The organism is Streptomyces sp. NPDC021562 (assembly GCF_040640875.1).
Classification (GTDB): domain Bacteria; phylum Actinomycetota; class Actinomycetes; order Streptomycetales; family Streptomycetaceae; genus Streptomyces.
The window spans coordinates 1-25710 of the sequence record NZ_JBFACN010000037.1; the positions used below are offsets into that span (position 1 = coordinate 1).

At 69.6% G+C, this 25710-nt stretch carries 20 protein-coding genes; 13 read left to right on the forward strand and 7 right to left on the reverse strand.

Going from position 1 to position 25710, the window contains the following annotated elements; translation table 11 throughout:
- Positions 1 to 218 (reverse strand): hypothetical protein (locus AB0G52_RS36650; RefSeq protein ID WP_361342881.1); only part of this gene is annotated, 218 nt, incomplete at its 3' end.
- Positions 219 to 479: 261 nt separating this feature from the next.
- On the opposite strand from AB0G52_RS36650, the gene AB0G52_RS36655 reads away from it, so the two are divergent.
- Positions 480 to 1955: a cellulase family glycosylhydrolase gene (locus AB0G52_RS36655; protein WP_361342883.1), complete on the forward strand. Its 1476-nt coding sequence runs from the start codon at positions 480 to 482 to the stop codon at positions 1953 to 1955.
- 51 nt (positions 1956 to 2006) lie between these two features.
- On the forward strand, positions 2007 to 3737 hold the full coding sequence (locus AB0G52_RS36660) for a glycoside hydrolase family 6 protein (protein ID WP_132893706.1): 1731 nt from the start codon (positions 2007 to 2009) through the stop codon (positions 3735 to 3737).
- Positions 3738 to 3756: 19 nt separating this feature from the next.
- On the opposite strand, the gene AB0G52_RS36665 is transcribed toward AB0G52_RS36660, so the two are convergent.
- Entirely contained in the window at positions 3757 to 4527 is a 771-nt protein-coding gene (locus AB0G52_RS36665) for a phytanoyl-CoA dioxygenase family protein (RefSeq protein ID WP_361342988.1), read from the reverse strand.
- A 138-nt stretch (positions 4528 to 4665) separates the two neighbouring features.
- Here AB0G52_RS36665 and AB0G52_RS36670 point away from each other — a divergent pair, with 138 nt between their 5' ends.
- Positions 4666 to 5559 (forward strand): class I SAM-dependent methyltransferase, encoded by an 894-nt coding sequence (locus AB0G52_RS36670; protein WP_361342886.1) that lies wholly within the window; start codon positions 4666 to 4668, stop codon positions 5557 to 5559.
- Positions 5560 to 5628: 69 nt separating this feature from the next.
- Here the strand turns inward: AB0G52_RS36670 and AB0G52_RS36675 are convergent, their stop codons facing one another.
- Positions 5629 to 6321 (reverse strand): glycoside hydrolase family 75 protein, encoded by a 693-nt coding sequence (locus AB0G52_RS36675; protein WP_132893700.1) that lies wholly within the window; start codon positions 6319 to 6321, stop codon positions 5629 to 5631.
- Positions 6322 to 6547: 226 nt separating this feature from the next.
- On the opposite strand from AB0G52_RS36675, the gene AB0G52_RS36680 reads away from it, so the two are divergent.
- A complete protein-coding gene (locus tag AB0G52_RS36680; protein WP_132893698.1) occupies positions 6548 to 7159 on the forward strand; it encodes a hypothetical protein in 612 nt (203 codons plus the stop codon).
- Positions 7160 to 7242: 83 nt separating this feature from the next.
- Here the strand turns inward: AB0G52_RS36680 and AB0G52_RS36685 are convergent, their stop codons facing one another.
- Entirely contained in the window at positions 7243 to 8079 is an 837-nt protein-coding gene (locus AB0G52_RS36685) for an aldo/keto reductase (RefSeq protein WP_132893696.1), read from the reverse strand.
- A 491-nt stretch (positions 8080 to 8570) separates the two neighbouring features.
- Between AB0G52_RS36685 and AB0G52_RS36690 the strand changes: the two genes are divergently transcribed.
- From AB0G52_RS36690 to AB0G52_RS36710, 5 genes are read left to right on the forward strand one after another with little or no spacing between them, the layout of a single operon-like run.
- Positions 8571 to 9782, forward strand: a complete 1212-nt coding sequence (locus AB0G52_RS36690) for a glycoside hydrolase family 88 protein (protein WP_361342890.1) — start codon at positions 8571 to 8573, stop codon at positions 9780 to 9782.
- Positions 9779 to 10567 carry a heparin lyase I family protein gene (locus tag AB0G52_RS36695; protein ID WP_361342892.1) on the forward strand — a complete coding sequence of 263 codons (789 nt, stop codon included), beginning with the start codon at positions 9779 to 9781 and terminating at the stop codon, positions 10565 to 10567. The genes AB0G52_RS36690 and AB0G52_RS36695 overlap by 4 nt, the downstream gene beginning before the upstream one ends.
- 12 nt (positions 10568 to 10579) lie before the next feature.
- Complete coding sequence (locus tag AB0G52_RS36700; protein ID WP_361342895.1) at positions 10580 to 13813, forward strand: glycosyl hydrolase family 28 protein; 3234 nt, start codon at positions 10580 to 10582, stop codon at positions 13811 to 13813.
- A complete protein-coding gene (locus AB0G52_RS36705; protein ID WP_361342898.1) occupies positions 13810 to 16059 on the forward strand; it encodes an alpha-galactosidase in 2250 nt (749 codons plus the stop codon). Before AB0G52_RS36700 ends, AB0G52_RS36705 begins: the two co-directional genes overlap by 4 nt.
- An 11-nt stretch (positions 16060 to 16070) precedes the next feature.
- Positions 16071 to 18101 (forward strand): PQQ-dependent sugar dehydrogenase, encoded by a 2031-nt coding sequence (locus AB0G52_RS36710; protein ID WP_361342901.1) that lies wholly within the window; start codon positions 16071 to 16073, stop codon positions 18099 to 18101.
- Positions 18102 to 18108: 7 nt separating this feature from the next.
- Here the strand turns inward: AB0G52_RS36710 and AB0G52_RS36715 are convergent, their stop codons facing one another.
- Together AB0G52_RS36715 and AB0G52_RS36720 are read right to left on the reverse strand one after the other, a co-directional pair.
- Complete coding sequence (locus tag AB0G52_RS36715; RefSeq protein WP_361342904.1) at positions 18109 to 19935, reverse strand: long-chain fatty acid--CoA ligase; 1827 nt, start codon at positions 19933 to 19935, stop codon at positions 18109 to 18111.
- A 337-nt stretch (positions 19936 to 20272) separates the two neighbouring features.
- Entirely contained in the window at positions 20273 to 21136 is an 864-nt protein-coding gene (locus tag AB0G52_RS36720) for a LysR substrate-binding domain-containing protein (RefSeq protein WP_361342907.1), read from the reverse strand.
- A gap of 185 nt (positions 21137 to 21321) precedes the next feature.
- Here AB0G52_RS36720 and AB0G52_RS36725 point away from each other — a divergent pair, with 185 nt between their 5' ends.
- Together AB0G52_RS36725 and AB0G52_RS36730 are read left to right on the forward strand one after the other, a co-directional pair.
- Positions 21322 to 22344, forward strand: coding sequence for a bile acid:sodium symporter family protein (locus tag AB0G52_RS36725; RefSeq protein WP_207921912.1), 1023 nt, complete (start codon positions 21322 to 21324; stop codon positions 22342 to 22344).
- A gap of 110 nt (positions 22345 to 22454) precedes the next feature.
- Positions 22455 to 22982 carry an isochorismatase family protein gene (locus tag AB0G52_RS36730; protein ID WP_132893680.1) on the forward strand — a complete coding sequence of 176 codons (528 nt, stop codon included), beginning with the start codon at positions 22455 to 22457 and terminating at the stop codon, positions 22980 to 22982.
- Positions 22983 to 23109: 127 nt separating this feature from the next.
- On the opposite strand, the gene fdhD is transcribed toward AB0G52_RS36730, so the two are convergent.
- Complete coding sequence (gene fdhD / locus AB0G52_RS36735) at positions 23110 to 23958, reverse strand: formate dehydrogenase accessory sulfurtransferase FdhD (RefSeq protein ID WP_361342911.1); 849 nt, start codon at positions 23956 to 23958, stop codon at positions 23110 to 23112.
- A 182-nt stretch (positions 23959 to 24140) separates the two neighbouring features.
- Between fdhD and AB0G52_RS36740 the strand changes: the two genes are divergently transcribed.
- Positions 24141 to 25469 (forward strand): OFA family MFS transporter, encoded by a 1329-nt coding sequence (locus tag AB0G52_RS36740; RefSeq protein WP_361342914.1) that lies wholly within the window; start codon positions 24141 to 24143, stop codon positions 25467 to 25469.
- Positions 25444 to 25578, forward strand: a complete 135-nt coding sequence (locus AB0G52_RS36745; RefSeq protein ID WP_361342917.1) for a hypothetical protein — start codon at positions 25444 to 25446, stop codon at positions 25576 to 25578. The genes AB0G52_RS36740 and AB0G52_RS36745 overlap by 26 nt, the downstream gene beginning before the upstream one ends.
- The last annotated feature ends 132 nt before the right edge of the window (positions 25579 to 25710 follow it).

Consider the following 25710-nt stretch of genomic DNA (forward strand, 5'->3'; position numbering starts at 1 on the left):
CCGCGGTTGGTGATCGTGAGGTCCGCGGTGAAGCCGGAACCCCAGTCGTTGGTCTTGTAGTCGACGCTGCACTGGACGGCCGCCGCGTGGGCGGGAACCGTCCCGACGGCCAGCATGGACAGCGGCAGGGCGAGGGCCGCGACGACGGCGGTCCACAACCGCCGTACGGCTCTGCGCCTCCTCCCGGAACCGGGAGTCGGCGGGGATGCGGGATGCATGTGCTGGTTCCTCCTTGCGCTTGCGGCTCGGGGAGAAGTCAAGGCTTGAACCAGTGGGAGCGCTCCCATAGTGGCGACGTGGCATGGTGCGGTCAAGGCCGTCGAAGAGTCGAAAAGATTCGACTGACCCGGCTGGAGAAAAGTCAGGCGACTCCTCTGTTCTTTGCAGTCGCCCGGCGCTACCTTCCTTCGCACCAGTGGGAGCGATTCCGTTCAGTCGGCGCGTCCGTCACGACGTGCCCGAGCTGTGAGGAGTCGCTCATGCGACACCCCCCGCGTTCGGTTCTTTTAGCCGTCACCGGTGCGGTCGCCCTCGTCGGCGCCGCACTGGTGCCGGTGGTGTCGGCGTCCGGCGCCACACCCGCCTGCACGGTGCAGTACACGGTCACGAGTCAGTGGGACACCGGCTTCCAGGGCTCCGTGACCATCACCAACAACATGGCAGCCGTGAGCAGTTGGAGCCTGAGTTTCGACTTCGCGAGCGGCCAGAAGGTCACCCAGGGCTGGAACGGCACGTGGTCCCAGGCCGGTACGACGGTCACCGCCGTGAACGAGAGCTGGAACGGCTCCCTCGGCACCGGCGCGAGCGTCAGCGCCGGGTTCCTCGGGTCCTGGTCGGGGAGCAACGCCGTACCGACGACCTTCAAGCTGAACGGCACGACCTGCAACGTGGATGCGGAACCGACGCCGACTCCGACGCCGACCGGCCCGCCCGCCACCGGGTCGGCCCCGGCCCTGCACGTCTCCGGCACCAAGCTCGTGGATGCCGGCGGCGCGCCCCACCGCCTGCTCGGCGTGAACCGCTCCGGCGGCGAGTTCATGTGCGTGCAGGGCTACGGCATCTGGGACGGTCCGGTCGACGACGCCGCCGTCAAGGCGATCGCCGACTGGAAGGCCAACGCGGTCCGCATCCCGCTCAACGAGGAGTGCTGGCTTGGCCTGTCCAATATCAAGCCCGAGTACGCGGGCGCCAACTACATCAGCGCGGTCAAGGACCTGGTGGCCCGCGTCGAGTCGTACGGCATGACCCCGATCCTTGATCTCCACTGGTCCCACGGTCAGTACACCGGCAACTCGGCGGGCTGCTCCGACGTGCACGCCACCTGCCAGAAGCCGATGCCGGACGCCCAGTACGCCCCGTCCTTCTGGTCCTCGGTGGCCGGCACCTTCAAGGACGACCCGGCGGCCGTGTTCGACCTGTTCAACGAGCCCTACCCGGACCGGGCGACCTCGACGACCACCCAGGCCTGGGAGTGCTGGCGGGACGGCGGCACCTGCCCCGGGATCGGCTACCCGGTCGCCGGCATGCAGGACCTGGTGAACAGCGTCCGCGGCGCCGGTGCCAGGAACGTCATCATGATCGGCGGACTGGCGTACAGCAACGACCTCAGCCAGTGGCTGACGTACGAGCCCACCGATCCGGCGAACAATCTCGTCGCCGCCTACCACGTCTACAACTTCAACACCTGCTCCACCGAGAGCTGCTGGAACTCCACCCTCGCCCCGGTCGCGGCCAAGGTGCCGCTGGTGGCCGGGGAGATCGGTGAGAACACCTGCGCGCACGCGTTCGTGGACCAGGTCATGAAGTGGTTCGACGACCGCGGCCTCTCCTACCTGGGCTGGACCTGGAACACCTGGGACTGCTCCGCCGGCCCGTCCCTGATCTCCGCCTACGACGGCACGCCGACCGCGTACGGCGCCGGCCTGCACGACCACCTCAAGGCCCTCAACCCGTAACACACCCACCCCACCGGAGAAGTCCGACCCGAGAAGAAGGAACCCGCACTCATGAGCCGTACCAGAACAGCGTTACTCGCCGCCCTGGCGCTCGTCGCCGGGGTCTCGGGGCCGGCGGTCGCCGCGGCCCCCGCCGCGCACGCGGCGATCTCCGCCATCCCCTGCACCGTCGACTACAAGATCCAGAACGACTGGGGCTCCGGCTTCACCGCCGCCGTCACCGTCACCAACAACTCCGCCGCCAAATCGAGTTGGGCGGTGAAGTGGTCGTACGCCGGCAACCAGTCGGTGAGCAGCTCCTGGAACGCCAAGGTCAGCCAGAGCGGCACCGCGGTCACCGCGAGCAACGAGACGTACAACGGCACCCTGGCGACCGGCGGTTCGGTCAGCTTCGGGTTCAACGGGACCTACAGCGGCACGAACGCGGTCCCGACCGCCTTCACGCTCGACGGCGTCACCTGCAACGTCGACGACGGCACCGGCAGTGGCGGCGGCGGAGGCGGCGGGGGCAACGGCGGCGGCTCCGGCTCCCGCGTCGACAACCCGTACTCCGGAGCCAAGGTGTACGTGAACCCGGAGTGGTCGGCGAAGGCCGCGGCCGAACCGGGCGGCACCCGTGTCTCCAACCAGCCCACCGGTGTCTGGATCGACCGCATCGCCGCGATCAACGGCGTGAACGGCGGCATGAGCCTGCGCGACCACCTCGACGCGGCCCTGGCCCAGAAGGGCAGCGGCCAGGAGGTCGTCCAGCTGGTCATCTACGACCTGCCCGGACGCGACTGCGCCGCCCTCGCCTCGAACGGCGAACTCGGCCCGACGGAGATCGACAAGTACAAGACGCAGTTCATCGACCCGATCGCGGCGATCCTCTCCGACAGCAAGTACGCCTCGCTGCGGATCGTCACCACGATCGAGCTCGACTCGCTGCCCAACCTGGTCACCAACACCGGCAGCCGGGCCACCGCCACGGCCAACTGCAACACCATGCTCGCCAACGGCAACTACGTGAAGGGCGTCGGCTACGCGCTCGCCAAGCTCGGCGCGATCCCCAACGTCTACAACTACCTGGACGCCGGCCACCACGGCTGGCTCGGCTGGGACGACAACTTCGCCCCGGCGGCCAACGTGTTCAAGCAGGCGGCCACCAGCGAGGGCGCGACCGTCGACGACGTCCAGGGCTTCATCACCAACACGGCCAACTACAGCGCCCTGAAGGAGAACAACTTCACCGTCAACGACTCGGTGAACGGCACCTCCGTCCGCCAGTCCAAGTGGGTCGACTGGAACCGCTACGTCGACGAGCTGTCCTTCGCCCAGGCCTTCCGCACCGAACTGGTCTCGGTCGGCTTCAACTCGAACATCGGCATGCTGATCGACACCTCCCGCAACGGCTGGGGCGGCAGCGCACGGCCGGCCGGCCCCGGCCCGACGACCAGCGTGGACGCGTACGTCGACGGCGGCCGCTACGACCGCCGGATCAACATCGGCAACTGGTGCAACCAGGCCGGAGCGGGCCTCGGCGAGCGCCCGCAGGCCAGCCCGGCGGCCGGGATCGACGCCTACGTCTGGATGAAGCCTCCGGGTGAGTCGGACGGCTCCAGCTCCGCCATCCCGAACGACGAGGGCAAGGGTTTCGACCAGATGTGCGACCCGACGTACACGGGCAACCCCCGCAACAACAACAACATGTCCGGCGCCCTGCCGAACGCGCCGCTGTCCGGGCACTGGTTCTCGGCCGAGTTCCAGCAGCTGATGGCGAACGCCTACCCGCCGCTGTCCTGACGGCGGCCTCCGCCGGGGCTCAGCCCTCCCGGGCCAGACCCCGGCGGATGGCGGTCTCCACCGCCGAGTAGTCACCGTCCGGCCGCTCCAGCTCGTAGGGAGCGGCCGGCATCAGTGGCGGCTGGGCCATGAAACGGGGGCGGGAGCCGTGGTGCGGCTGGGCCGCGTGCACCAGGAAGGGGTGACAGAGGAAGACGTCGCCGGGACGGCCGGTGGCGTGGGCGAGGGGGCGGTGCGCTGAGGCATCGACCAGTCGCGGCGCGATCTCCAGACCGGACACGCCCTCCTCCCCGTACGGTTCGAGCAGCGGCGGCACGTCGAGATGCGAGCCGACCCGGATCCGGGTCGGGGCGTCCTGCCGCGTCACCTCGCTGAACAGGAAGAGCATCAGCAGCGCCCGGTCCCGTGACCGCAGGTTGGTGAAGTGCCAGTCCGCGCCCTCGGGAAGGTAGCTGCCTTCGATGTGCCAGCCCGCGTCGTCCGGTTCCTCGGGGTGCGGGAACCGCAGCGGGAAACTCCCCAGCGAGTACCTGGGCACCCATCGGCCCTCTCCCACCAGCAGGTCGAACGCCCGGTGCAGCGCCGGCGAGTTGGCCGCCGCCGCGAACGGGCCCTGGGCCATGCCCCCCACCCACACCACCGGGTCCCGCCAGGTGCCGGGGTCCTCCGGGTCGTACCCCGTCTCCCGCCACAGCAGGCGGGCGCAGTCCTCGGCGACCCGCGGCGGGAACGCGCCCTCGATCTTCACGAAGCCGTCGGTCAGGAAACGTTCCACGAGCTCGTCGTCCATCGGGTCGTCGTCCACCGGGTCATCGTGCCCCGCCCGGCTTGCCGTCCGCATCGGGTTTTTTGCCGCATCGGCAACAGGACTGGCCCCCGGACGTGGCGTCGGCGCACCCTTGCGCCATCCGGACGAGAGGCTTATCCCATGGCGCACGACCACAACCACGACCACCGGCACACCCACACCCACGCGGGCACCGACATCGACTGGGCCGAGATGGCCGACCACCTGGAATCGCAGGCCGAGCTCTTCAGGCCCCTCTACGAGAACGCGCTGAGCTGGCTCGGCAAGGAGGTCACCGAGCCCGGACTGATCGTGGACGCGGGCAGCGGGCCCGGCGTGGTGTCGTGTCTGTTCGCCGAGACCTTCCCGGGCGCCCGGGTACTGGCCGTGGACGGCAGCGCGCCGCTCCTGGACCGGGCCCTGGCCCGCGCCGAGCGACTGGGCGTCGGCGATCGCTTCGGCGTGCTCGCGGGCGAACTCCCTGGGGTACTTGACGAGTTGGACTACCCGGCGGATCTGCTGTGGGCCGGGAACGCCCTGCACCACCTCGGTGACCAGCGGGCCGCGCTGACCGCCTTCGGCGAGCGGCTGGCCCCCGGAGGCACCCTGGCCGTCCTGGAGGGCGGCCTGCCCAGCCGCTTCCTGCCCCGGGACATCGGCATCGGGCGGCCCGGTCTCCAGGCGCGGCTGGACGCGTTGCAGGAGGAGTGGTTCGAGCAGATGCGCACGGACCTGCCCGGCTCGGTGGCGGAGACCGAGGACTGGCCCACGCTGCTGAACTCGGCCGGCCTCAAGCACACCCGCAGCCGCAGCTTCCTGATCGACCTGCCCGCCCCGGCCTCCGACCGGGCCCGCGCCTACGCGGCCGAGCAGCTCTCCCGCTTCCGGGACACCGTCAACGAGGGTCTCACCACCGACGACCGCGCCACCCTGGACCGCCTCCTCGACCCGGCCGACCCGGCGAGCGTCCACCGCAGGCCGGACGTCTTCGTCCTGGGCGCCCGCACGGTGCACACGGCGGTACGGCCGGCCTAGACCGGACGGCCCGGTACCGCTCGGTACCGGGCCGCTCACCCACCCCGGGTCGATGGTGCACCTACTCGGTCAGTTGTTGGCGAGGAACTGCTTCGCCAGCTGGTCACCGAGGGACACCGCCGCGCTGTGGCTCTCGATGGGGGACACCTTCGAGTTCTTGAAGAGGATGTAGGTCACCCCGGAGTCGGCACCGCCGGTCGCCGGGTCGGGGTCTATGCCGAGCGCCTTGGCGGTGGCGTACGACGCCTCACCGATGATCTTCGTGGGGCCGGTGTCGCCGACCACCGCGTACTCGACCTTGTTGTTGTAGATCACGGCCACCACGCCGCCGCCCTTGATGCCGGCGCTGGAGTAGTTCCAGATGCTGCTGGAGCTGGGAACGACGATGTACGGCAGCGACTCGGCCTTCAGCGGCTTGCCGTCGGACTGGTGGAACGCGGTGTCGTCCTGGTACCAGGGATCGCGGTTCTCGTTGCAGTTGGTGGTGCGCTGGCCGTCGCAGTCGATGTCCATGTCGGCCTTCCAGAAGACCGCGCCGTTCTTGCCGCAGACGGGAATCGTGGCCGAGGTCTCGTCGTCGGTCTTGTACTTGCCGTTGGAGATCTGGGAGCACGAGGTCACCTTGGCGAGCAGGTCCGCCGCGCTGACCGAGCCCTCCTGGGCGGACCGGGGAGTGGCGCCGGAGGCGCTGGCGGGCAGTACACCGGCGGCGAGCAGTGCGGCCCCGGAGGCCGCGGCAAGGGTCAGTGTTCGCATGCGCACTGTGGGGGTGCCCTTCTGTTAGGAAAGTTTCCTGACCGGGTGCCGTACAAGGTGGACCCGGCTGCATGTCCGCGTCAACCCCTGGGCGTGAACTCGGGAAATTGTCGCGCATTGCGGTGATATGACCGTCGGGGAACACTGGTGGGGCGGAACATTCCGAATATTTACGCAGGAGCCGTGCGGGGGTTGAGCGGTGGCTCCGGTGGCTCCTGGGAGGCGAGGGGTCATGTTCGTACGCGCGGTGTACGCCACCGGTGATCCGGCGAGGATCGAGGCCGCGATCAGGGCGCTCAACAGCGAGGGGCGCGATCTGCTGGCGGACCGCCCCGAGTACCGGGGCGCGGGGGTCTTCGTCGACCGGGACCTGGGCAAACTGCTCGCGGTGAGCTGGTGGGGCTCCGAGGCGGCCCGGCGCAACAGCGACCAGGTGATGAGTGAGCGGCGCGGGCCGATGCTGGAGCCCTTCGCGGGTACCGTCGCGGTCCGCAACTACGAGGTGGCGGTCTTCCGTTCGGCGCAGCTGCCGAGGGCGGGCGGCGGTCTGCGGTGCGCCTGGGTCGAGTTCGATCCCGCCGACACGGACCTGTTCGCCGAGACGTTCCGCTCCTCGGCCGTGCCCCGGCTGGAAGCGCTGCCGGGATTCGCCCGGTGCGCCCTGTTCGTCGACCGGCAGCGGGGGCGGGGCATGGCCGGCTCCCTCTTCGTCGACCGGGCCTCGATGACCGCCTCACGCTCGGGCCAGGCCGCCGCCCGGCGTGCCGACTCCGCGAAGGCGCGGGTGACCGTGGTCGGTCTGGAGGAGTTCGAGGTCGTCCACGCCGATGTGCACCCCGGCTGACGGGCCCTGACGGGGAGTCGCGGAACGCGAACGGCCGCCCCGCCGTGCTGTCGGCGGGACGGCCGCTGCGGTACGGGGACCGCTCAGCTCACGTCGAAGGTGGCCGGGTCCGGGCCGATGCGCCGGTCCTCGTTGAGCGCGCTGATCGCCGCGAGGTCCTCGGTGTCCAGGCTGAAGTCGAACACCTGGATGTTCTCCTTGATCCGGGACGGCGTCACGGACTTCGGGATCACGACGTTGCCGAGCTGGATGTGCCAGCGCAGCACGATCTGGGCCGGGGTGCGGCCGTGCTTCTGCGCGATCGCCACGATCGCCGGCACCTCCAGCAGGCCCTTGCCCTGACCGAGCGGCGACCAGGCCTCGGTGGCGATGCCCTGCTCCTCGTGGGCCTCGCGCGAGGCGTGCTGCTGCAGGTGCGGGTGCAGCTCGATCTGGTTGACCGCCGGGATGACCGAGGTCTCGGCGATCAGCCGCTCCAGGTGCTCGGGCAGGAAGTTGGAGACGCCGATCGCCTTGACGCGGCCGTCGGCGTACAGCTTCTCGAACGCCCGGTAGGTGTCCAGGTACTTGTCCTGGGCCGGCAGCGGCCAGTGGATGAGGTACAGGTCCAGGTAGTCGAGACCCAGCTTGTCCAGCGACACGTCGAACGCGCGGAGGGTCGAGTCGTATCCCTGGTCGGCGTTCCAGAGCTTGGTGGTGACGAAGAGGTCCTCGCGCGGAACGCCGGAGGCGGCGATCGCCTTGCCGGTGCCCTCTTCGTTGCCGTAGATCGCCGCTGTGTCGATGCTGCGGTACCCGGCCTCCAGCGCCGTGGCGACGGCCTGCTCGGCCTCGTCGTCCGGAACCTGCCACACGCCGAAGCCCAGCTGGGGCATCTCGACGCCGTTGTTGAGGATTTTCGGGGGGACCTTGCTGCTCACGAGCTCTCGATCCTTAGGTTGTCGACAGGTGGTACTCCCATCGTCAACGATCACGGGCCCCGATGCATTCCTGACCGCGGAATCCGCCGGAACTGACCGCTGAGTCAGTCGCCCGGGCCGAGATTGGCCGGAAATGCATCCGACGTTATCGGTCCGGACCATTGACCGCGGCCCGTCCTGCCGGGACTCTGGTGCGCACCGTCGAACGTATCCCTGAACCCGGTACAGAGATGTGAACCTCTGCGGGTTTTCCCCAGCAGCCCCCTGTGAACTGGGAACTTCTCGAACGACACCGAGACCTCCCCTTCCGGAAAACAGGTACAGAGCCATGAACCAGACCGCCTCGGAGAGCCCGCCGGTGGAGCCAGCCGCCGCACAGACATCGGATGAAAAGAGGCCCTGGTCATCAGGTCGTGGAGACCGTCCGGAAGTGACCGGCCGCGCCGGCCGGACACGCCGGTGCCCGCTGTCCGTCATCGAGAAGGAGGACCATGAACCGCCTGCGAACCGCCGCGCTCACGGCCGTCGCGCTCGCCGCCGCCGGCCTCACCGCCCTGCCCACTGCCGTCGCCCCGCCGGCCGCCGCGGTCCCCGTCGCCCCCGGGCCTGCCGCCGCGTCCCGGCCGGCGGCGGCCACCGACTGGTCCACCGCGGTCGTCGACTCCACCATGGCCCGCTACACCCCCGCCACCATCGGCGGCTGGTCCTACCCCGTCGGCCTCTACCTCTACGGCCAGTACCTCACCTACCGGCGCACCCACGACCCCCGCTGCCTCACCTACATCAAGAACTACGTCGACCGGTTCGTGAAGAGCGACGGCTCGATCGACCAGTCCTTCAACAGCCTGGACAGCATGCAGGCTGGCCGGCTCCTGGTGATCCTGCACCACGAGACGGGCCAGGACCGCTACCGCAAGGCGGCGAAGAAGATCCGCGACCGCCTGAACACCTACCCGCGCACGAGTGACGGCGGCTTCTGGCACGCGGACACCAGCAGCCGTGCCCACCAGCTCTGGGCGGACGGCACCTACATGGTGAACCCGTTCCTCGTCGAGTACGGCAAGGAGTTCGGTGACAGCGCGGCCACCGACGACGAGGCGGCGAAGCAACTCGCCGTCTACGGCGGCCACCTCCAGGTCGCGAACGGCCTCCTCAGGCACGCCTGGGACGAGTCGAAGAGCGCGAGCTGGGCGGATCCGGCGACCGGGCTGGCACCGGAACACTGGTGCCGTGCCGTCGGCTGGTACGCGATGGCGGCCGTCGACGTACTGGACGCCGTCCCGGCGGACCAGCCCCGCCGGCCCCAGATCCTGAGCGTCTTCCGGAAGCTGGCGGCGGCCCTGGAGAAGTACCAGGACCCGGCGACCGGACGCTGGTTCCAGGTCATCGACAAGGGCGGCCGGAGCGACAACTGGACCGAGACGTCCTGTTCCAGCATGTTCACCTACGCCCTCGCGCGCGGCGCCCAACAGCACTACCTTGACCCGCACTTCGCGGACGTCGCCCGCCGCGGCTACCAGGGCGTGCTCGCGAACCTGTCGGTCGGCGCGGACGGCCGCACCGAGCTCGCCGACATCTCCGTCGGCACGAACGTCGGCGACTACGCGTACTACGTCGCCCGCACCCGGGCCGTGAACGACTTCCACGGCCTCGGGGCCTTCCTGATCATGAACGAGCAACTTCGAGGAGATTCAGTGTCATGAGCACGACATCGCGGAGAGCGGTCCTGGGGGCCGCGCTCGCCGGTGCCGCGGGAGCGGCCGTGGGGCTGCCCGCGACCACCGCACACGCCGCGTCCTGGCAGCTCAAGTGGGACCCGTCGGCGAGCCGCGACGGTCTCGGCGCCTTCGAGACCGTCGAGGACGACCGCGCCGACTCCCACCCGGCGGGGCACCCGCACATCTTCGCCACCGGTGACAACTGGCGCTTCAACATGCACATGGTCGACCGCGACACCTCGACCGACCGCCAGCGTCAGGAGGTCACCGGCCTGCGCACCGGTTCCAGCAGCTATCTCACGTGGAACCAGGGCCAGACCTGGCGGGTGACGTACTCGATGTACATCCCCAGCTCGCTGAAGGCGACCACCACCTTCACGCACATCATGCAGATGAAGCAGCCCGGCAACGGCACCTCGCCGATCGTCACGCAGTCGCTGCGCAGGGTGAACGGCAAGCAGACCATCGAGCTGAACCTGGCCACCGACGGCATCGTCGTCGGCCGTACCGGTCTCGACCCGCTGCACGACACATGGACCGACGTCGACTTCCAGATCAAGGTCGGCAACGGCTCGGCGGGTTCCGTCCGCTGGATCCTCAAGTCCGGCGGCGCCACGGTCATCGACGTGTCGAAGAGCGGCGTGGACACCTTCCTGGCGGACCGGGTGCGCCCCAAGTGGGGCATCTACCGCTCCCTCGGCGACACCTCGGGCTCACTCCAGGACACCTACCTTCTGCTCACCGATCTGCGCGGCTACCAACAGGTGTGAGGAACCGTCACCATGAAACCCCCGACCGCTGAGCGGCGCAGTGCTGCCGCGATCGTCCTCTTCGTGCTCGCCGTCGTCCTCGGGCTGTGCCACCCCGCGGCCCTCGCCGCCCCGCACGCCGCCGGCGGCACCGCCGCCGTCTACGACGTGCGCGACTACGGCGCCAAGGGCGACGGCTCCACCAACGACAGCCCGGCCATCGACAAGGCCATCACCGCGGCGAACAGCGCGGGCGGCGGCACCGTCCGCTTCACCGCCGGCACCTACAAGTCCAAGAACACCCTGCACATGAAGAGCCATGTGACGCTCCAGCTGGACAAGGGCGCCACTCTCCAGGGCTCCAGCGCGGACACCTACGACAAGGCCGAGTCCAACCCCTACGACGCCTACCAGGACTACGGCCACAGCCACTTCCACGACGCGATGATCTACGGCGACAGGCTCACCGACATCGGCTTCGTCGGCCAGGGCGTCATCGACGGCGCGGGCAACCTGATCACCGGCAATCCGAAGTCGGGCCAGGCCGACAAGATCATCTCGCTCACCCGGTGCGACGGGCTCAGGATCGGCGACGGTCTCACCCTGCGCCGCGGCGGCCACTTCGCGGCGCTGATCAACGGCTGCACGAACGTGACGTCCGACCACCTCACCATCGACACCGCGAGCGACCGCGACGGCTGGAACGTCATCTCCACCACCAGCGCCACGATCACCAACGCCACCATCCACGCCAACGACGACGCGCTGGTGTTCAAGAGCGACTACGCGCTCGGCGCCAAGCTGCCCAACGGGCACGTCCGGGTGAGCGGCGCCACCCTCGGCGCCAAGTGCTGCAACGCCCTCATGTTCGGCTCCGAGACCTGCGGAGACTTCTCGGACTACCAGTTCGAGAACATCCGCATCGACGGCGCCGACAAGTCCGGGCTCGGCATGGTCTCCATGGACGGCTCGAAGATCTCCGACGTCCACTACCGCGACATCACGATGACGAACGTCCACTCGCCGATCATGGAGAAGATCGGCACCCGGAAACGATGCGGCAACAGTCCCGGCGTCGGATCGATCAGTGACGTCACGTACGACAACATCACCGCGACCGGCAACAGCCCCTCCTTCAGCCCGACCCTGTGGGGCGAGACCGGGCACCGCATCAGCGGGGTCACCTTCACCGACGTCCACATCACCGTCCCCGGCGGCAACGGCACCATGGCCACGGGCGTGCCGAGCAACGACTCGACCGACTACAACCCGAAGAGCATCGGCACCCGGCCCGCCTACGGCTGGTACCTGCACAACGCCGCCGACGTCCAGTTCACCGACAGCTCGGTGAAGTTCGCCTCCGACGACGGCCGGCCCGCGTTCATCGCCAACGCGGCCAGCGGCATCCGGCTCACCCGGTTCACCGCGCAGAAGGGTGGCGGCTCGCCCTTCGACGTGGGCTTCCAGGACGTCAGCGACGGCTGCCTGACGGACAGTCACAACACCACCGGCGGCGCCCTGCGCGTCTCGGGCGGCCAGAACTGCGCAGCGGCGGTGCGGCCGCTCGACCTGGAGAATCCCCGGCAGGACTTCCTGCGCGCCTCCGTCGGCGGCCTCTTCCTGCACTGGGGCCTGCGCACCGCGCCCGCCCACACCAGCTGCACCGCCTGGGAGAACGACGTCACGAGCGGGGGCTGGAGCCCCGACTACTGGGTGAACGAGGCGCAGAAGCTGCACACCCAGTACCTGGTCCTCGCCACCTTCCACAGCCGCCTCGGCTACGCCCGCCCCTGGCCGTCGAAGATCCCCGGCTCCTGCTCCACCAAGCGGGACTTCCTCGGCGAGCTGATCACGGCCGCCAAGGCCAAGGGCATGAAGGTCATCCTCTACATGACCAACGACCCCCAGTGGCACGACGAGGGCGGCCACGAGTGGCTCGACTCGGCCGCGTACTCCGCCTACAAGGGCAAGAACGTCGACCTGACCACCAACGACGGCTTCGGGCAGTTCAGTTACGACAACTTCTTCGAGGTCATGGACCGCTACCCCGACCTCGGCGGCTTCTGGATCGACAACGACAACTCCTACTGGGAGAGCCACAACCTCTACCAGCAGATCTACGACAAGCGGCCGAACTACACGCTCAGCAACAACAACGAGGACACGCCGATCATGGATATGATCAGCAATGAGCAGAAGACGGGGATGACTCCGGCCTACGACTACCCGCAGGCCGTCTACACCGCCCAACCCCGCCTGACCGAGGCCGACTTCAAACTGCCCTCGACCGGTGCCTGGTGGTACGACGGCTCCGACCCGACCGTCGACAAGATGCTCACCCTCGGCCGCCTCGTCACCAACGCCGGTTCCTCGGTGAAGGCCCTGATGGCCGAGACGGCCCAGGTCAACGGCAAGTTCCCGTCGAACCAGGCATCCTTCAACAACTTCGCCAACTCCTACCTCGACCCCATCTGGGAGTCCCTGCACGGCACCGAGGGCGGCGGCTACCTGTACGGCGGCCTCAAACCCGGTGCCTGGAACGACGGCGCCTACGGGGTGACGACCATCGCCAAGGACGACCCGAACCGCCAGTACATCCACGTCCTGACCCCGCCCAGCACCAGCACCCTGCGCGTGCGGGACAACGGCTACCGCGTCGCCTCCGTCACCAACCTCCGCACGGGAGCGGCGGTGTCGTGGTCGCAGTCCGGCGGCGTGCTCACCCTGAGCGGGCTCGGCACCTGGGACCCGTACGACACGGTCTTCAAGGTCACCACGGCCGGCCGCCAGGGCATCCTCACCGGCGTCAAGGTCAGCGCGAGCGCCTCCGCGAGCGGGCACGCCGCGTCGGCGGCCGGCGACGGCGACTACCTCACCTACTGGGACAACAACAAGACCCTCCCCGTGAACCTCACCTTCGACCTCGGCTCGGCCAAGAAGGTGCAGTACATCGGTCTCAACCAGCGCGAGGACTCCGTGGCCTACGCCCGATCGAGCACCGAGCAGTCGGCGCGGATCAAGGACTACAAGGTATTCCTGAGCAACGACGGCTCGACCTGGGGGAGCGCGGTCACGTCCGGCCGGCTGCCGAGCCGCCGCGGCGTCCAGGGCATCGACCTGACCGCGGCCGACGCCCGCTACGTCCGGCTCGAGGTCGACTCCACCTGGGCCGCCTCCACCGACACCACCCGCTACCAGCGACTGCGCGTCGACGAGGCGTGGATCGGCACGTCATACGCCACACCCGTGAACGGGGGACAGTCATGATCCGGGTCAGATCGCTCACCGCCGCGGCGGCGGGCCTGCTCGTCGCCGCGGCGGTGCCGCTCGTGGGCACCGCCCACCCGGCGGCCGCCTCCGACAACGGCCAGTCCGTCCGGCCCGCCATGGGCTGGTCCAGCTGGAGCTTCGTGCGTCGCAACCCGACCGAGGCGAAGATCAAGGCACAGGCCGACGCGCTGGTCTCCAGCGGTCTGAAGGACCACGGCTTCGTCTACGTCAACCTCGACGACTTCTGGCAGAAGTGCGACTCCAACGGCTTCACCGTGGACGGCTACGGCCGCTGGGCCGTCGACACCGCCAAATTCCCGGACGGCATCAAGGCAGTGGCCGACTACGTCCACTCCAGAGGCCTGAAGTTCGGCTTCTACGTCACCCCGGGCATCGCCAAGAACGCCGTCACCAAGAACACGCCGATCGAGGGCACCTCGTACCACGCGAAGGACATCGCGGACACCTCCACGACCGAGAAGAACTACAACTGCAAGAACATGTACGCCATCGACTACTCCAAGCCGGGCGCGCAGGAGTTCGTCGACTCCTGGGCCAAGCAGTTCGCGTCCTGGGGGGTCGACTACCTGAAGATCGACGGAGTGGGCAGCGCCGACATCCCCGACGTCCAGGCCTGGGACAAGGCGCTGCGGGCCAGCGGACGGCCCATCAACTTCGCCCTGTCCAACAACCTGCCGATCGCCGACGCCGCCACCTGGCGCAAACTGGCGAACAGCTGGCGCACCCAGGGCGACGTCGAGTGCTACTGCGGGCCGGGCAGCAACGGCAGCGGCTACCCGCTGACCGACTGGTCCCACGTCTCCAAGCGGTTCGACTCGGCCGCCGCCTGGCAGCCGTACGCCGGCCCCGGCGGCTGGAACGACCTGGACTCGCTGGAGATCGGCAACGGCGACCAGGTGGGCCTGACGGCCGACCAGCGCCGCTCCCACTTCACCCTGTGGTCGATGGCGGCCGCCCCGCTGCTGCTCGGCACCGACCTCACCCGGCTCGACACCGTCGACAAGGCGATGCTGACCAACGACCGGCTGATCGGCGTGGACCAGGACGGGGTCGCGGCGAAGCGGATCGTCAACAGCGGTGTCAACCAGGTCTGGAGCAAGAAGGAGAGCGACGGGCAGTACGTCGTGGCCCTGTTCAACACCGGGACATCGGGCAACGCCACGGTCAGCGTGAACTGGTCGCAGGTCGGCTTCAGCGGCTCGGGTGACGTGACCGACCTGTGGTCCGGATCCCACAAGGGCGTGATCGCCGACACCTACAGCGCGAACCTGCGCCCGGGCGAGACCAGGCTCATCCGGGTCAAGCCCGTCACCTCCCTGAAGGCGGCGGCCGCTTCGCCCGGATTCGCCGTCGCCCCCTACGAGTACCTGGGCTGGGGCAACCCCCCGAAGCCGACCTCCGTGATGTCCGCGACCGGCGTCAAGTGGTTCACCCTCGCCTTCATCCTCTCCGACGGCACCTGCAACCCCAAGTGGGACGGCTCGCGCCCGCTGACCGGCGGCAGCGACCAGTCCACGATCAACGCGATCAGAGCGGCCGGCGGTGACGTCGTCGTCTCCGTCGGCGGCTGGAGCGGGAACAAGCTCGGCGAGAAGTGCTCCAGCGCCTCCGCGCTCGCCGGCGCCTACCAGAAGGTGATCAACGCCTACAAGCTGAAGGCGCTCGACATCGACATCGAGAACACCGAGTGGTCCAACGCGACGGTACGGCAGCGGGTCGTCGACGCGCTGAAGACGGTGAAGGCGAACAACCCGGGCCTGAAGACCGTCATCACCTTCGGCGCCACCTCCGGCGGCCCCGACTCCACCGGCGTCGACATGATCAAGCGGGCCGCGAACTCCGGCCTGGCGAAAGACGTCTGGTGCATCATGCCGTTCGACTTCGGCGGCGGCACGTCCAACATGGGCAGCCTCACCACCCAGGCCATGGAGGGCCTCAAGGCCCAGGTGAAGTCGGCGTACGGCTACAGCGACGCCACCGCCTACGCGCACATCGGGCTGTCGTCGATGAACGGCAGGACCGACGACTCCGGTGAGCTGGTGAGGGTGGCCGACTTCAGGACCATGCTCGCCTACGCCCAGCAGCACCACATCGGGCGGCTCACCTACTGGGCCGTCAACCGCGACCGGGACTGCGGTTCGGGCACCGCCGGCGACTCCTGCGGCGGCGTCACGCAGCAGCCGTACGACTACCTCAAGGTCTTCACCCAGTACACGGGCTGAGGGGAACAACCGTGAACATCAGAAGAGTTCTGCCGTACGGCGTCGCGGCGGCCCTGGCGCTGCCGCTCGCCGGCCTCGGCCAGGGCACCGCGCTGGCGGCCACCGACTACCAGGCCGAGAACGCGACCATCTCCCAGGGCACCGTCGCCACCAACCACACCGGGTACACCGGCACCGGTTTCGTCGACTACACCAACGTCAAGGGCTCCTACGTGGAGTTCACGGTGAGCGCGGCCGCCGCCGGTACCTCCGCCCTCACCCTGCGCTACGCCAACGGGACCTCCTCCGACCGGCCCATGGACATCTCCGTGAACGGCACGGTCGTGGCCTCCGGCGTCTCCTTCCCGGCCACCGCCGACTGGAACACCTGGGCCACCAAGACCGTGAACGTCCCGCTGACCGCGGGCACCGACAAGATCCGGGCCACCGCCACCACCGCCGGCGGCGGCCCCAACCTCGACCGCGTCAGCCTCGACGCGGCCGCCGACACCCAGGCCCCGACCCGCCCCGGACAGCCCAGCTGTTCGGACATCACGGCGGACGCGCTCACCCTGGCCTGGGGCGCGGCCACGGACGACGTGGGCGTGAGCGCGTACGACATCTACGAGCACGGCAACAAGATCAGCGAGGCCCCCGGGAGTTCGACCTCCAAGACCCTGACCGGGCTCACCCCCAACACCGACTACAACCTCACGGTGATCGCCCGGGACGCGGCCGGCAACACCTCGCCCGCCAGCCCGGTCGTCGACTGCACCACCAGGCCCAGCTCCGACACCACCCCGCCGAGCAGGCCGGGCACGCTGTCGGTGAGCAACGTCACCGCGAACAGCGCCGACCTCAAGTGGGGCGCCTCGACCGACGACACGGCGGTCGTCGCCTACGACGTGCGCAGCGACACCACCGTCTACGACACCGTCACCAGCGGGACCTCGACCACGCTCACCGGGCTCGCCTGCAACAGCCCCTACAGCCTGAACGTCGTCGCCCGGGACGCGGCCGGCAACGTCTCCGAGGCCGGCAACACCGTCACCTTCACCACGAAGGCGTGCGCGACCGACGGCGGAGTCCCCTCTTCGATCGCGACGCTCTCCACCGGCTGGACCATCCCCTGGGGCACCTACTGGATGCCCGACGGCAAGACCGCGCTGGTCACCGAGCGGGACGACTTCACGGTCTGGAAGCTCACCAAGGACGGCACCAAGACCCAGGTCGGCACCGTGCCGAACGCCGTCACCACCAACGGCGAGGGCGGCCTGCTCGGCGTCGCCGTCGACCCCAAGTGGGCCACCGACCACTACGTGTACTTCATGCACACCGCCTCCGAGGGCAACCGGGTCGTGCGCATGACCTACGACGGCACCAAGCTCAGCGACTACAAGATCCTGCTCCAGGGCATCAAGAAGAACCGCTACCACAACGGCGGACGGCTCCTCTTCGGCCCCGACGGCTACCTCTACGTCTCGACGGGGGAGGCCCAGACACCCGACCTCGCCCAGGACAAGAACTCCCTCAACGGCAAGATCCTGCGCATGACGACCGACGGCAAACCGGCCCCCGGCAACCCGTTCGGCAACTACGTCTACAGCCTCGGCCACCGCAACCCGCAGGGCCTCGCCTTCGACCGCAACGGGCGCCTGTGGGAAGCCGAGTTCGGCAACAGCTCCAAGGACGAGCTGAACCTGATCAAACCAGGTGCCAACTACGGCTGGCCCACCTGCGAAGGCACCTGCTCGGTCGCCGGGATGACCAATCCCAAGGCCACCTGGGACGTCTCCGAGGCGTCCCCGAGCGGCATCGCCATCGTCCGCAACGTCGTCTACATGGCCTCGCTGCGCGGCGAACGGCTCTGGCGCATCCCGATCAACGGCGACACCGAGAACGTCGGCACTCCGACCGCGTACTACGTGGGCACGTACGGCCGCCTGCGGACCGTGACCAAGGTGCCCGGCGCCGACCAGCTGTGGCTGTCGACCACCAACTGCGACAACAACGGCAACCAGCCGGACGGATCCGACAAGATCTTCCGGATCGACATCAAGTGACGGGCCGTCAGGCCCGGTACAGGGCCTCTACCTCGTTGGCGTAGGCGTTCTCTATCGCCTTGCGCTTCAGCTTCAACGACGGGGTCAGCAAGCCGTGTTCCTCGGTGAACGGCTGCGCGAGGATACGGAACGTACGGATCGACTCGGCCTGCGAGACCAGGGTGTTGGCGGCCACCACCGCGCGCCGCACCTCGGTCTCCAGGTCGGCGTCGCGCACCAGCTGGGCCGCGGACATCTGCGGCTTGCCCCGCATGGTCAGCCAGTGTTCGACCGCCTCGGTGTCGAGGGTCACCAGGGCGGCTATGTAGGGGCGGTCGTTGCCGACCACGATGCACTGGTTGACCAGCGGATGGTCACGGACCCGCTCCTCCAGCACCCCCGGCGAGACGCTCTTGCCGCCGGAGGTCACCAGGATCTCCTTCTTGCGGCCGGTGATGGTGAGATAGCCGTCCTCGTCGAGGGAGCCCAGGTCGCCGGTGGCGAGCCAGCCGTCGTGCAGGGTGGCGTCGGTGGCCTTCTGGTTGTTGAGGTAGCCCTGGAAGACGTTGCCGCCGTGCAGCCAGACCTCCCCGTCGTCCGCGATGTGCACGGTGGCACCGGGAATGGCCTGGCCGACCGTGCCGTACCGGGTGCGCTCGGGGGGATTGATGGTCGCGGCGGCCGTCGACTCGGTCAGGCCGTAGCCCTCGTAGATCTGCACCCCCGCCCCGGCGAAGAACAGGCCGAGCCGGCGGTCCATGGCCGAACCGCCGGACACGGCGTTGCGGATCCGGCCGCCCAGCGCGGCCCGCACCTTGGAGTAGACGAGCTTGTCGAAGAGCTGGTGCTGCATGCGCAGCCCCGCCGACGGGCCGGGCCCGGTGCCCCACGCCTTCGCCTCGACCGCGTCCGCGTACTTCACCGCGAGTTCGACCGCCTTCTCGAACGGTCCGCCCTTGCCCTCCTTCTCCGCCTTCCGCCGCGCCGCGTTGAACACCTTCTCGAAGATGTACGGCACGGCCACCACGAACGTCGGCTTGAACGCGGCCAGGTCGGGCAGCAGCACGGCCGCGCTCAGCTGGGGCTGGTGGCCGAAGCGGACGCCGTGCCGGATCGCGGCCACCTCGACCAGCCGGCCGAGGACGTGCGCCAGCGGCAGGAACAGCAGCGTCGAGACCTCTTCGTTCTTCTTCGAACGGAACACCGGCTCCCAGCGGCCGACGACCGTGTCCGCCTCGTACATGAAGTTCCCGTGCGAGATCACACAGCCCTTGGGGCGGCCCGTGGTACCCGAGGTGTAGATGATCGTGGCGACCGAGTCCGGGGTGACCGCCTGCCGGTGCCGGTGCACGATCTCGTCATCGAGGTGCGCACCCGCGTCGTACAGCTCCTGCACCGCGCCCTCGTCCAGCTGCCACAGCTGGCGCAGCTGCGGCAGCCGGTCGATGACGGTGGCGATCGTCATCGCGTGGTCCTCGTGCTCCACGATCGCGGCCGTGCACTCGGAGTCGTACAGCATCCAGAAGCACTGCTCGGCCGACGAGGTCGGGTAGACCGGCACCACCTGGGCGCCGATCGTCCACAGCGCGAAGTCGAACAGGGTCCACTCGTAGCGGGTGCGGGACATGATCGCGACCCGGTCGCCGAACCGGACGCCACGCGCCAGCAGCCCCTTGGCGAGCGCCAGCACCTCGTCGCGGAACTCGCCGGAGGTCACGTCGCGCCACTGCCCGAGCTCGTCCTTACGGCCCAGGGCGGTGCCCTGGGGGTCCGTCCGGGCATGCTCGAACACACAGTCGGCCAGTCCGCCGACCGGCGGTGCCGACGCCGACGGCGGGTTGGTGAACTCGCGCAAACCCCGCTCCCCGCTTCTCGTGCCACAGTGACGGTAGTGACGCTCCGCACAGCGCCGTGAAAGCTACCCCACCGCAAGACCGCGCGGGAGGGTGTGTGAAAACGAGCATTGCTCTCGTATGGTCGCGTTCCTGTCCGGAAAATACGCTCACATCGGGAGGGGCCGGGCAGAACACCTACGGTGCGGTAGGTTCCGCCTCCGTAATCTCCACCGAATCTGTACGGCCCGGTCACCGCCCCCGTCCGGTTACCGACCGGTCGGCCGCGAGCCCGGAGTCACCCACTCATGACAGCGCCGTCCCACCCGATTCCGTCACCGCGCCGACCGGGCCGGGACCCTAGGGGTGGCGCAGGCGGGCTCCGCTCCTCAGGATCGCGGCCGCCAGCGCGTCGGCCGCGCCCTGGGCGGCCGATCGTCCCTGGCCGTGCACGAGGACGAAGTCGACCCGGCCCAGCTCCGGCAGGCCCGCCCGGTCCGGGACGCGGAACAGGCCCGGTGGGATCAGGCCCCTCGAATGGGCCATCACGCCCAGGCCCGCCCGCGCCGCCGCGATCAGGCCGTTGAGGCTGCCGCTGGTGCAGGCGACGCGCCACTCGCGGCCCTGGCGTTCCAGCGCCTCCAGGGCCAGGGCGCGGGTGATGCCCGGTGGCGGATAGACGATCAGCGGGACCGGGCGGTCGGGGTCCAGGCGCAGCCGTTCCGCGCCGATCCACACCAGGTCGTCGTGCCACACCGGCTCGCCCAGCGGATCCTCCGCCCGCCGCTTGGCCAGCACCAGATCCAGCTTCCCGGCGGCCAGCTGTTCGTGCAGGGTGCCCGAGAGCTCCACCGTCAGTTCCAGGTCGACCTCGGGGTGGTCGTGGCGGAAACCCTCCAGGATCTCCGGCAGCCGGGTCAGCACGAAGTCCTCCGACGCGCCGAAGCGGAGCCGGCCGCGCACCCGGGTGCCGGTGAAGAACGCCGCCGCCTGCTCGTACACCTCCAGGATCCGGCGGGCGAAACCGAGCATCGCCTCACCGTCCTCGGTCAGCTCGACGGAGTGCGTGTCGCGGGAGAACAGCTGCCGGCCGGCCGCGTCCTCCAGCCTGCGCACGTGCTGGCTGACCGTCGACTGGCGCAGTCCCAGGCGACGGGCCGCCTGGGTGAAGCTGAGCGTCCTGGCCACCGCCAGGAAGGTGCGCAGGTGGGAAGGGTCGTACACGCGAACACGTTATCGCAAAACGTGATGGCAGTCAGAGTGGTATGCCGGATTCCCGATCGCCCTCGGGAGGGGGACGATGGAGAGGGCCCTCCCGGCCCGCGGGAGACCCGGCCGCAGCGGCCGCCGTGACCACCTGACCGACCCGTAAGTGGAGCACCGTGAAACGCCTGAGCCGGCCCCTCCGGATGCCGATCGACCCGTACGTCCTGCTGTTGCTCGGGACGGTGTGCCTCGCCGCGCTCCTCCCGGCCCGGGGGACGGCCGCCGACGTGGCCTCCGGCGCCTCCACGGCGGCGATCGCCTTCCTCTTCTTCCTCTACGGCGCCCGCCTGTCCACCCGCGAGGCCCTCGACGGACTGCGGCACTGGCGCCTCCACCTCACGGTGCTGGTCTGCACCTTCGTGCTCTTCCCCGTACTCGGCCTGGCCGCCCGCGGCCTGGTGCCCGTACTCCTCACCCAGCCGCTCTACCAGGGCCTCCTCTTCCTGACCCTGGTGCCCTCCACCATCCAGTCGTCGATCGCGTTCACCTCGATCGCCCGCGGCAACGTGCCCGCCGCGATCTGCGCCGGCTCCTTCTCCTCGCTGGTCGGCATCGTCCTGACCCCGCTGCTCGCCGCCGCCCTGCTCGGCAACAGCGGGGGCGGGTTCTCCGCGGACTCCATCGTCAAGATCGTGCTCCAGTTGCTGGTGCCCTTCGTCGCCGGGCAGGTGCTGCGTCCCTGGATCGGCACGTTCGTCACACGGCACAAGAAGGTCCTCGGCCTGGTCGACCGCGGCTCCATCCTGCTCGTCGTCTACACCGCGTTCAGCGAGGGCATGGTCAAGGGCATCTGGCACCAGGTCAGCGCCGTCCGGCTGGGCGGGCTGCTCGTGGTGGAGGCCGCTCTGCTCGCGGTGATGCTCCTGGTGACCTGGTACGGCGCCAGGGCGCTCGGCTTCGGCCGCGCGGACCGCGTTGCCATCCAGTTCGCCGGGTCCAAGAAGTCCCTCGCCTCCGGGCTGCCCATGGCGAGCGTGCTGTTCGGCGCCCACGCCTCGCTGGCCGTACTGCCCCTGATGCTCTTCCACCAGATGCAGCTCATGGTCTGCGCGGTCATCGCCAAGCGCCGCGCCCGCGACCCGCAGGCCCAGGAGCAGGCCGGGCCCCCGGCCGGCCCGACGGCCCGGTCACGGCCGACGGCGGCCACCGGGACGCCCCGCCCCTGACGGGCGGGACACGGGCGCGCGGGACACGGGCGGGCGCTATCGCGACCGGTTCATGTGCCTGTTGATCCGGATTTCCGGTACGGACGGCTCATGACGGCTAACGTTCCGTCATGACCGCACCCCTGACGCTCGATCCGGCGCGTACGGCCCTCGTCCTCGTCGACCTGATGGACCGTATCGTCGCGTTGCCCCTGGCGCCCCGCAAGGGCACCGAAGTCCTGCACGCCGCCGAGGAGCTGGCCGCGGCCTTCCGCGCCGCCGGAGCCCCCGTCGTGCTCGTCCGGGTGGAGCGCCCCGCGCTCGCCGAGCAGCCGCCGGGCAGCGGGCTGGTGGCGGGCCTGCGCGAGGAAGGGGACGTGGAGATCGTCAAGCACACCGTCGGCGGCTTCCAGGGGACCGACCTCGACGCCCGGCTGCGCGCCCTGGGCGTCTCCCGGCTGGTGTTCGGCGGCATCGCCACCAACCTCGGCGTCGAGTCCACCGCCCGCGCCGCCGCCGACCTCGGCTACGACCTCGTCTTCGTCGAGGACGCCATGGCCGCCCTCACGGCCGCCGAGCACGAGGCCTCCGTCCGGCTCGACTTCCCCCGCCTCGGCACGGTCACGACCGCCGCCGACGTGCACCTCACCCGCCCCTGACCGCTCCCACCGGCGCCCCGCCACCCCGTGCACCGAGGCCGGGCCGGGGCGCGGCCCGGGGGCGCAGAGGGCGTCGGGGGAAGCGTCCCGTCGGTCGGGTCCCGCGGCCGACGGGACGGGGAACCGCTCAGCCCTGGGTGGCCGTGGCGGGCAGGGCGATGCGGTCCTCACCCGCGTACACGTTCATGTTGCTGCCCCGCAGGAAGCCGACCAGGGTCAGACCGGTCTCCGCCGCCAGGTCCACCGCCAGCGACGACGGCGCCGAGACCGCCGCGAGCACCGGGATGCCCGCCATCACGGCCTTCTGCGCCAGCTCGAAGGAGGCCCGCCCGGAGACGAGAAGGACGGCACGGGACAGCGGCAGCTCACCGTTCTGCAGGGCCCGGCCCACCAGCTTGTCCACCGCGTTGTGCCGGCCCACGTCCTCCCGGACGTCCACCAGCTCCCCCTCCTCCGTGAACAGGGCCGCCGCGTGCAGCCCCCCGGTCCGGTCGAAGACCCGCTGCGCCGCGCGGAGCCGGTCGGGGAGGCTCGCCAGCAGCGCGGGCCCCACGCGCACCGGGGGAGTGTCGGCCATCGGCCAGCGGGTGCTCGTACGCACCGCGTCGAGGCTCGCCTTGCCGCACAGCCCGCAGGACGAGGACGTGTACACGTTCCGTTCCAGGGTGAAGTCGGGGAGCTCGACGCCCGGGGTGGTCCGCACGTCGACCACGTTGTAGGTGTTGGACCCGTCGGCCGTGGCGCCCGCGCAGTAGACGATGTTCTGCAGGTCGCCGGCGTCCGCCAGGACCCCCTCGCTCACCAGGAACCCGGCCGCCAGCGCGAAGTCGTCGCCGGGCGTGCGCATCGTGATCGCCAGGGGTTTCCCGTTGAGTCTGATCTCCAGGGGCTCCTCGGCGACCAGCGTGTCCGGCCGGGTGGCGACCGCTCCGTCGCGGATGCGGATGACCTTGCGTCGTTCCGTGACTCGTCCCATGTCCTGATCAGCCCCGGTTCTGTACGTACGTGCTGGTGGCCTCGGCCCTCTCATTGTCCTGCACATGGAGCGTGCGCCGCGGTCCGGCCCCGACCGTTCGGCGCGGTCCGCATACCGCTCACCGCAGACGACCGGCCGGCCGGGTTCTCAACCGCCCCTCGCACCCCTACCGTTGGGGACTCATGAGCAGCCCCCCTGTAGCACCGCCGGGCTGGAGCCGCTGGCTCGTCCCGCCCGCCGCCCTCGCCGTCCACCTCTCCATCGGCCAGGCCTACGCCTGGAGCGTGTTCAAGCCGCCGCTCGAGTCCGCGCTGCACCTGAACGGCACCGAGAGCGCGCTGCCCTTCCAGCTCGCGATCGTCATGCTCGGCCTGTCGGCCGCGTTCGGCGGCACCCTCGTCGAGCGCAACGGACCGCGCTGGGCCATGACGGTGGCCCTGATCTGCTTCTCCTCCGGTTTCCTGATCTCCGCGCTCGGCGCCGAGACCAAGCAGTACTGGCTGATCGTCCTCGGCTACGGCTTCGTCGGCGGGATCGGCCTCGGCATCGGCTACATCTCGCCCGTCTCCACCCTGATCAAGTGGTTCCCGGACCGGCCGGGCATGGCCACCGGCATCGCCATCATGGGCTTCGGCGGTGGCGCGCTGATCGCCTCGCCCTGGTCCGCGCAGATGCTCTCCTCCTTCGGCAGTGACAACGATGGCATCGCGCTGGCCTTCCTGGTGCACGGTCTTTCGTACGCCGTGTTCATGACCCTCGGCGTGCTGCTGATCCGCGTCCCGCGCACCGAGAAGCCGGTCGCCGACGCCCCGAGCGCCTTCGAGGGCGCCCAGGTCTCCGCGAACAGCGCGATCCGCACCCCGCAGTTCTGGTGCCTGTGGGTCGTGCTCTGCATGAACGTGACCGCGGGCATCGGCATCCTGGAGAAGGCCGCCCCGATGATCACGGACTTCTTCGCCGACAGCTCCACCCCGGTGTCCGCGTCCGCGGCGGCCGGGTTCGTCGCCCTGCTGTCCGCCGCCAACATGGCGGGCCGCATCGGCTGGTCGTCGACCTCCGACCTGATCGGCCGCAAGAACATCTACCGCGTCTACCTCGGCGTGGGCGCCCTGATGTACCTGCTCATCGTCCTGTTCGGGGACTCGTCCAAGCCGCTGTTCGTGCTCTGCGCCCTGGTGATCCTCTCCTTCTACGGCGGCGGTTTCGCCACCGTCCCCGCCTACCTGAAGGACCTCTTCGGCACCTACCAGGTCGGCGCCATCCACGGCCGGCTGCTCACCGCCTGGTCCACGGCCGGTGTCCTCGGTCCGCTGATCGTCAACTGGATCGCCGACCACCAGAAGAGCGCCGGCAGACACGGCTCCGACCTGTACACCCTGTCCTTCGGCATCATGATCGGGCTGCTCGTCGTCGGGTTCGTCGCCAACGAGCTGGTCCGGCCCGTCCACATCCGTCACCACATCCCCGCACCGAGGGAGGCCGTCGATGCCGAACGACAGCAGCCGGCCTGAGCCGGACCGCCGCTGGCTGATCGCCGTGGCCTGGCTCTGGGTGGGCGCCCCCTTCGCGTACGGCGTGTACGAACTGGTGCGGAAGGCGACCCAGTTGTTCGGCGGCTGAACTGTTCGACGGCTGATCCGGAAGCATGTCCGGGCGCCCGGGAGTCTGCAAGAAGCCGACAACTCGGGCGCCCGTTTCCTGTGGCCTTGCCTGCCGTCGTACTCGTGAGTCACTGAACAGACTGGTGGGCCC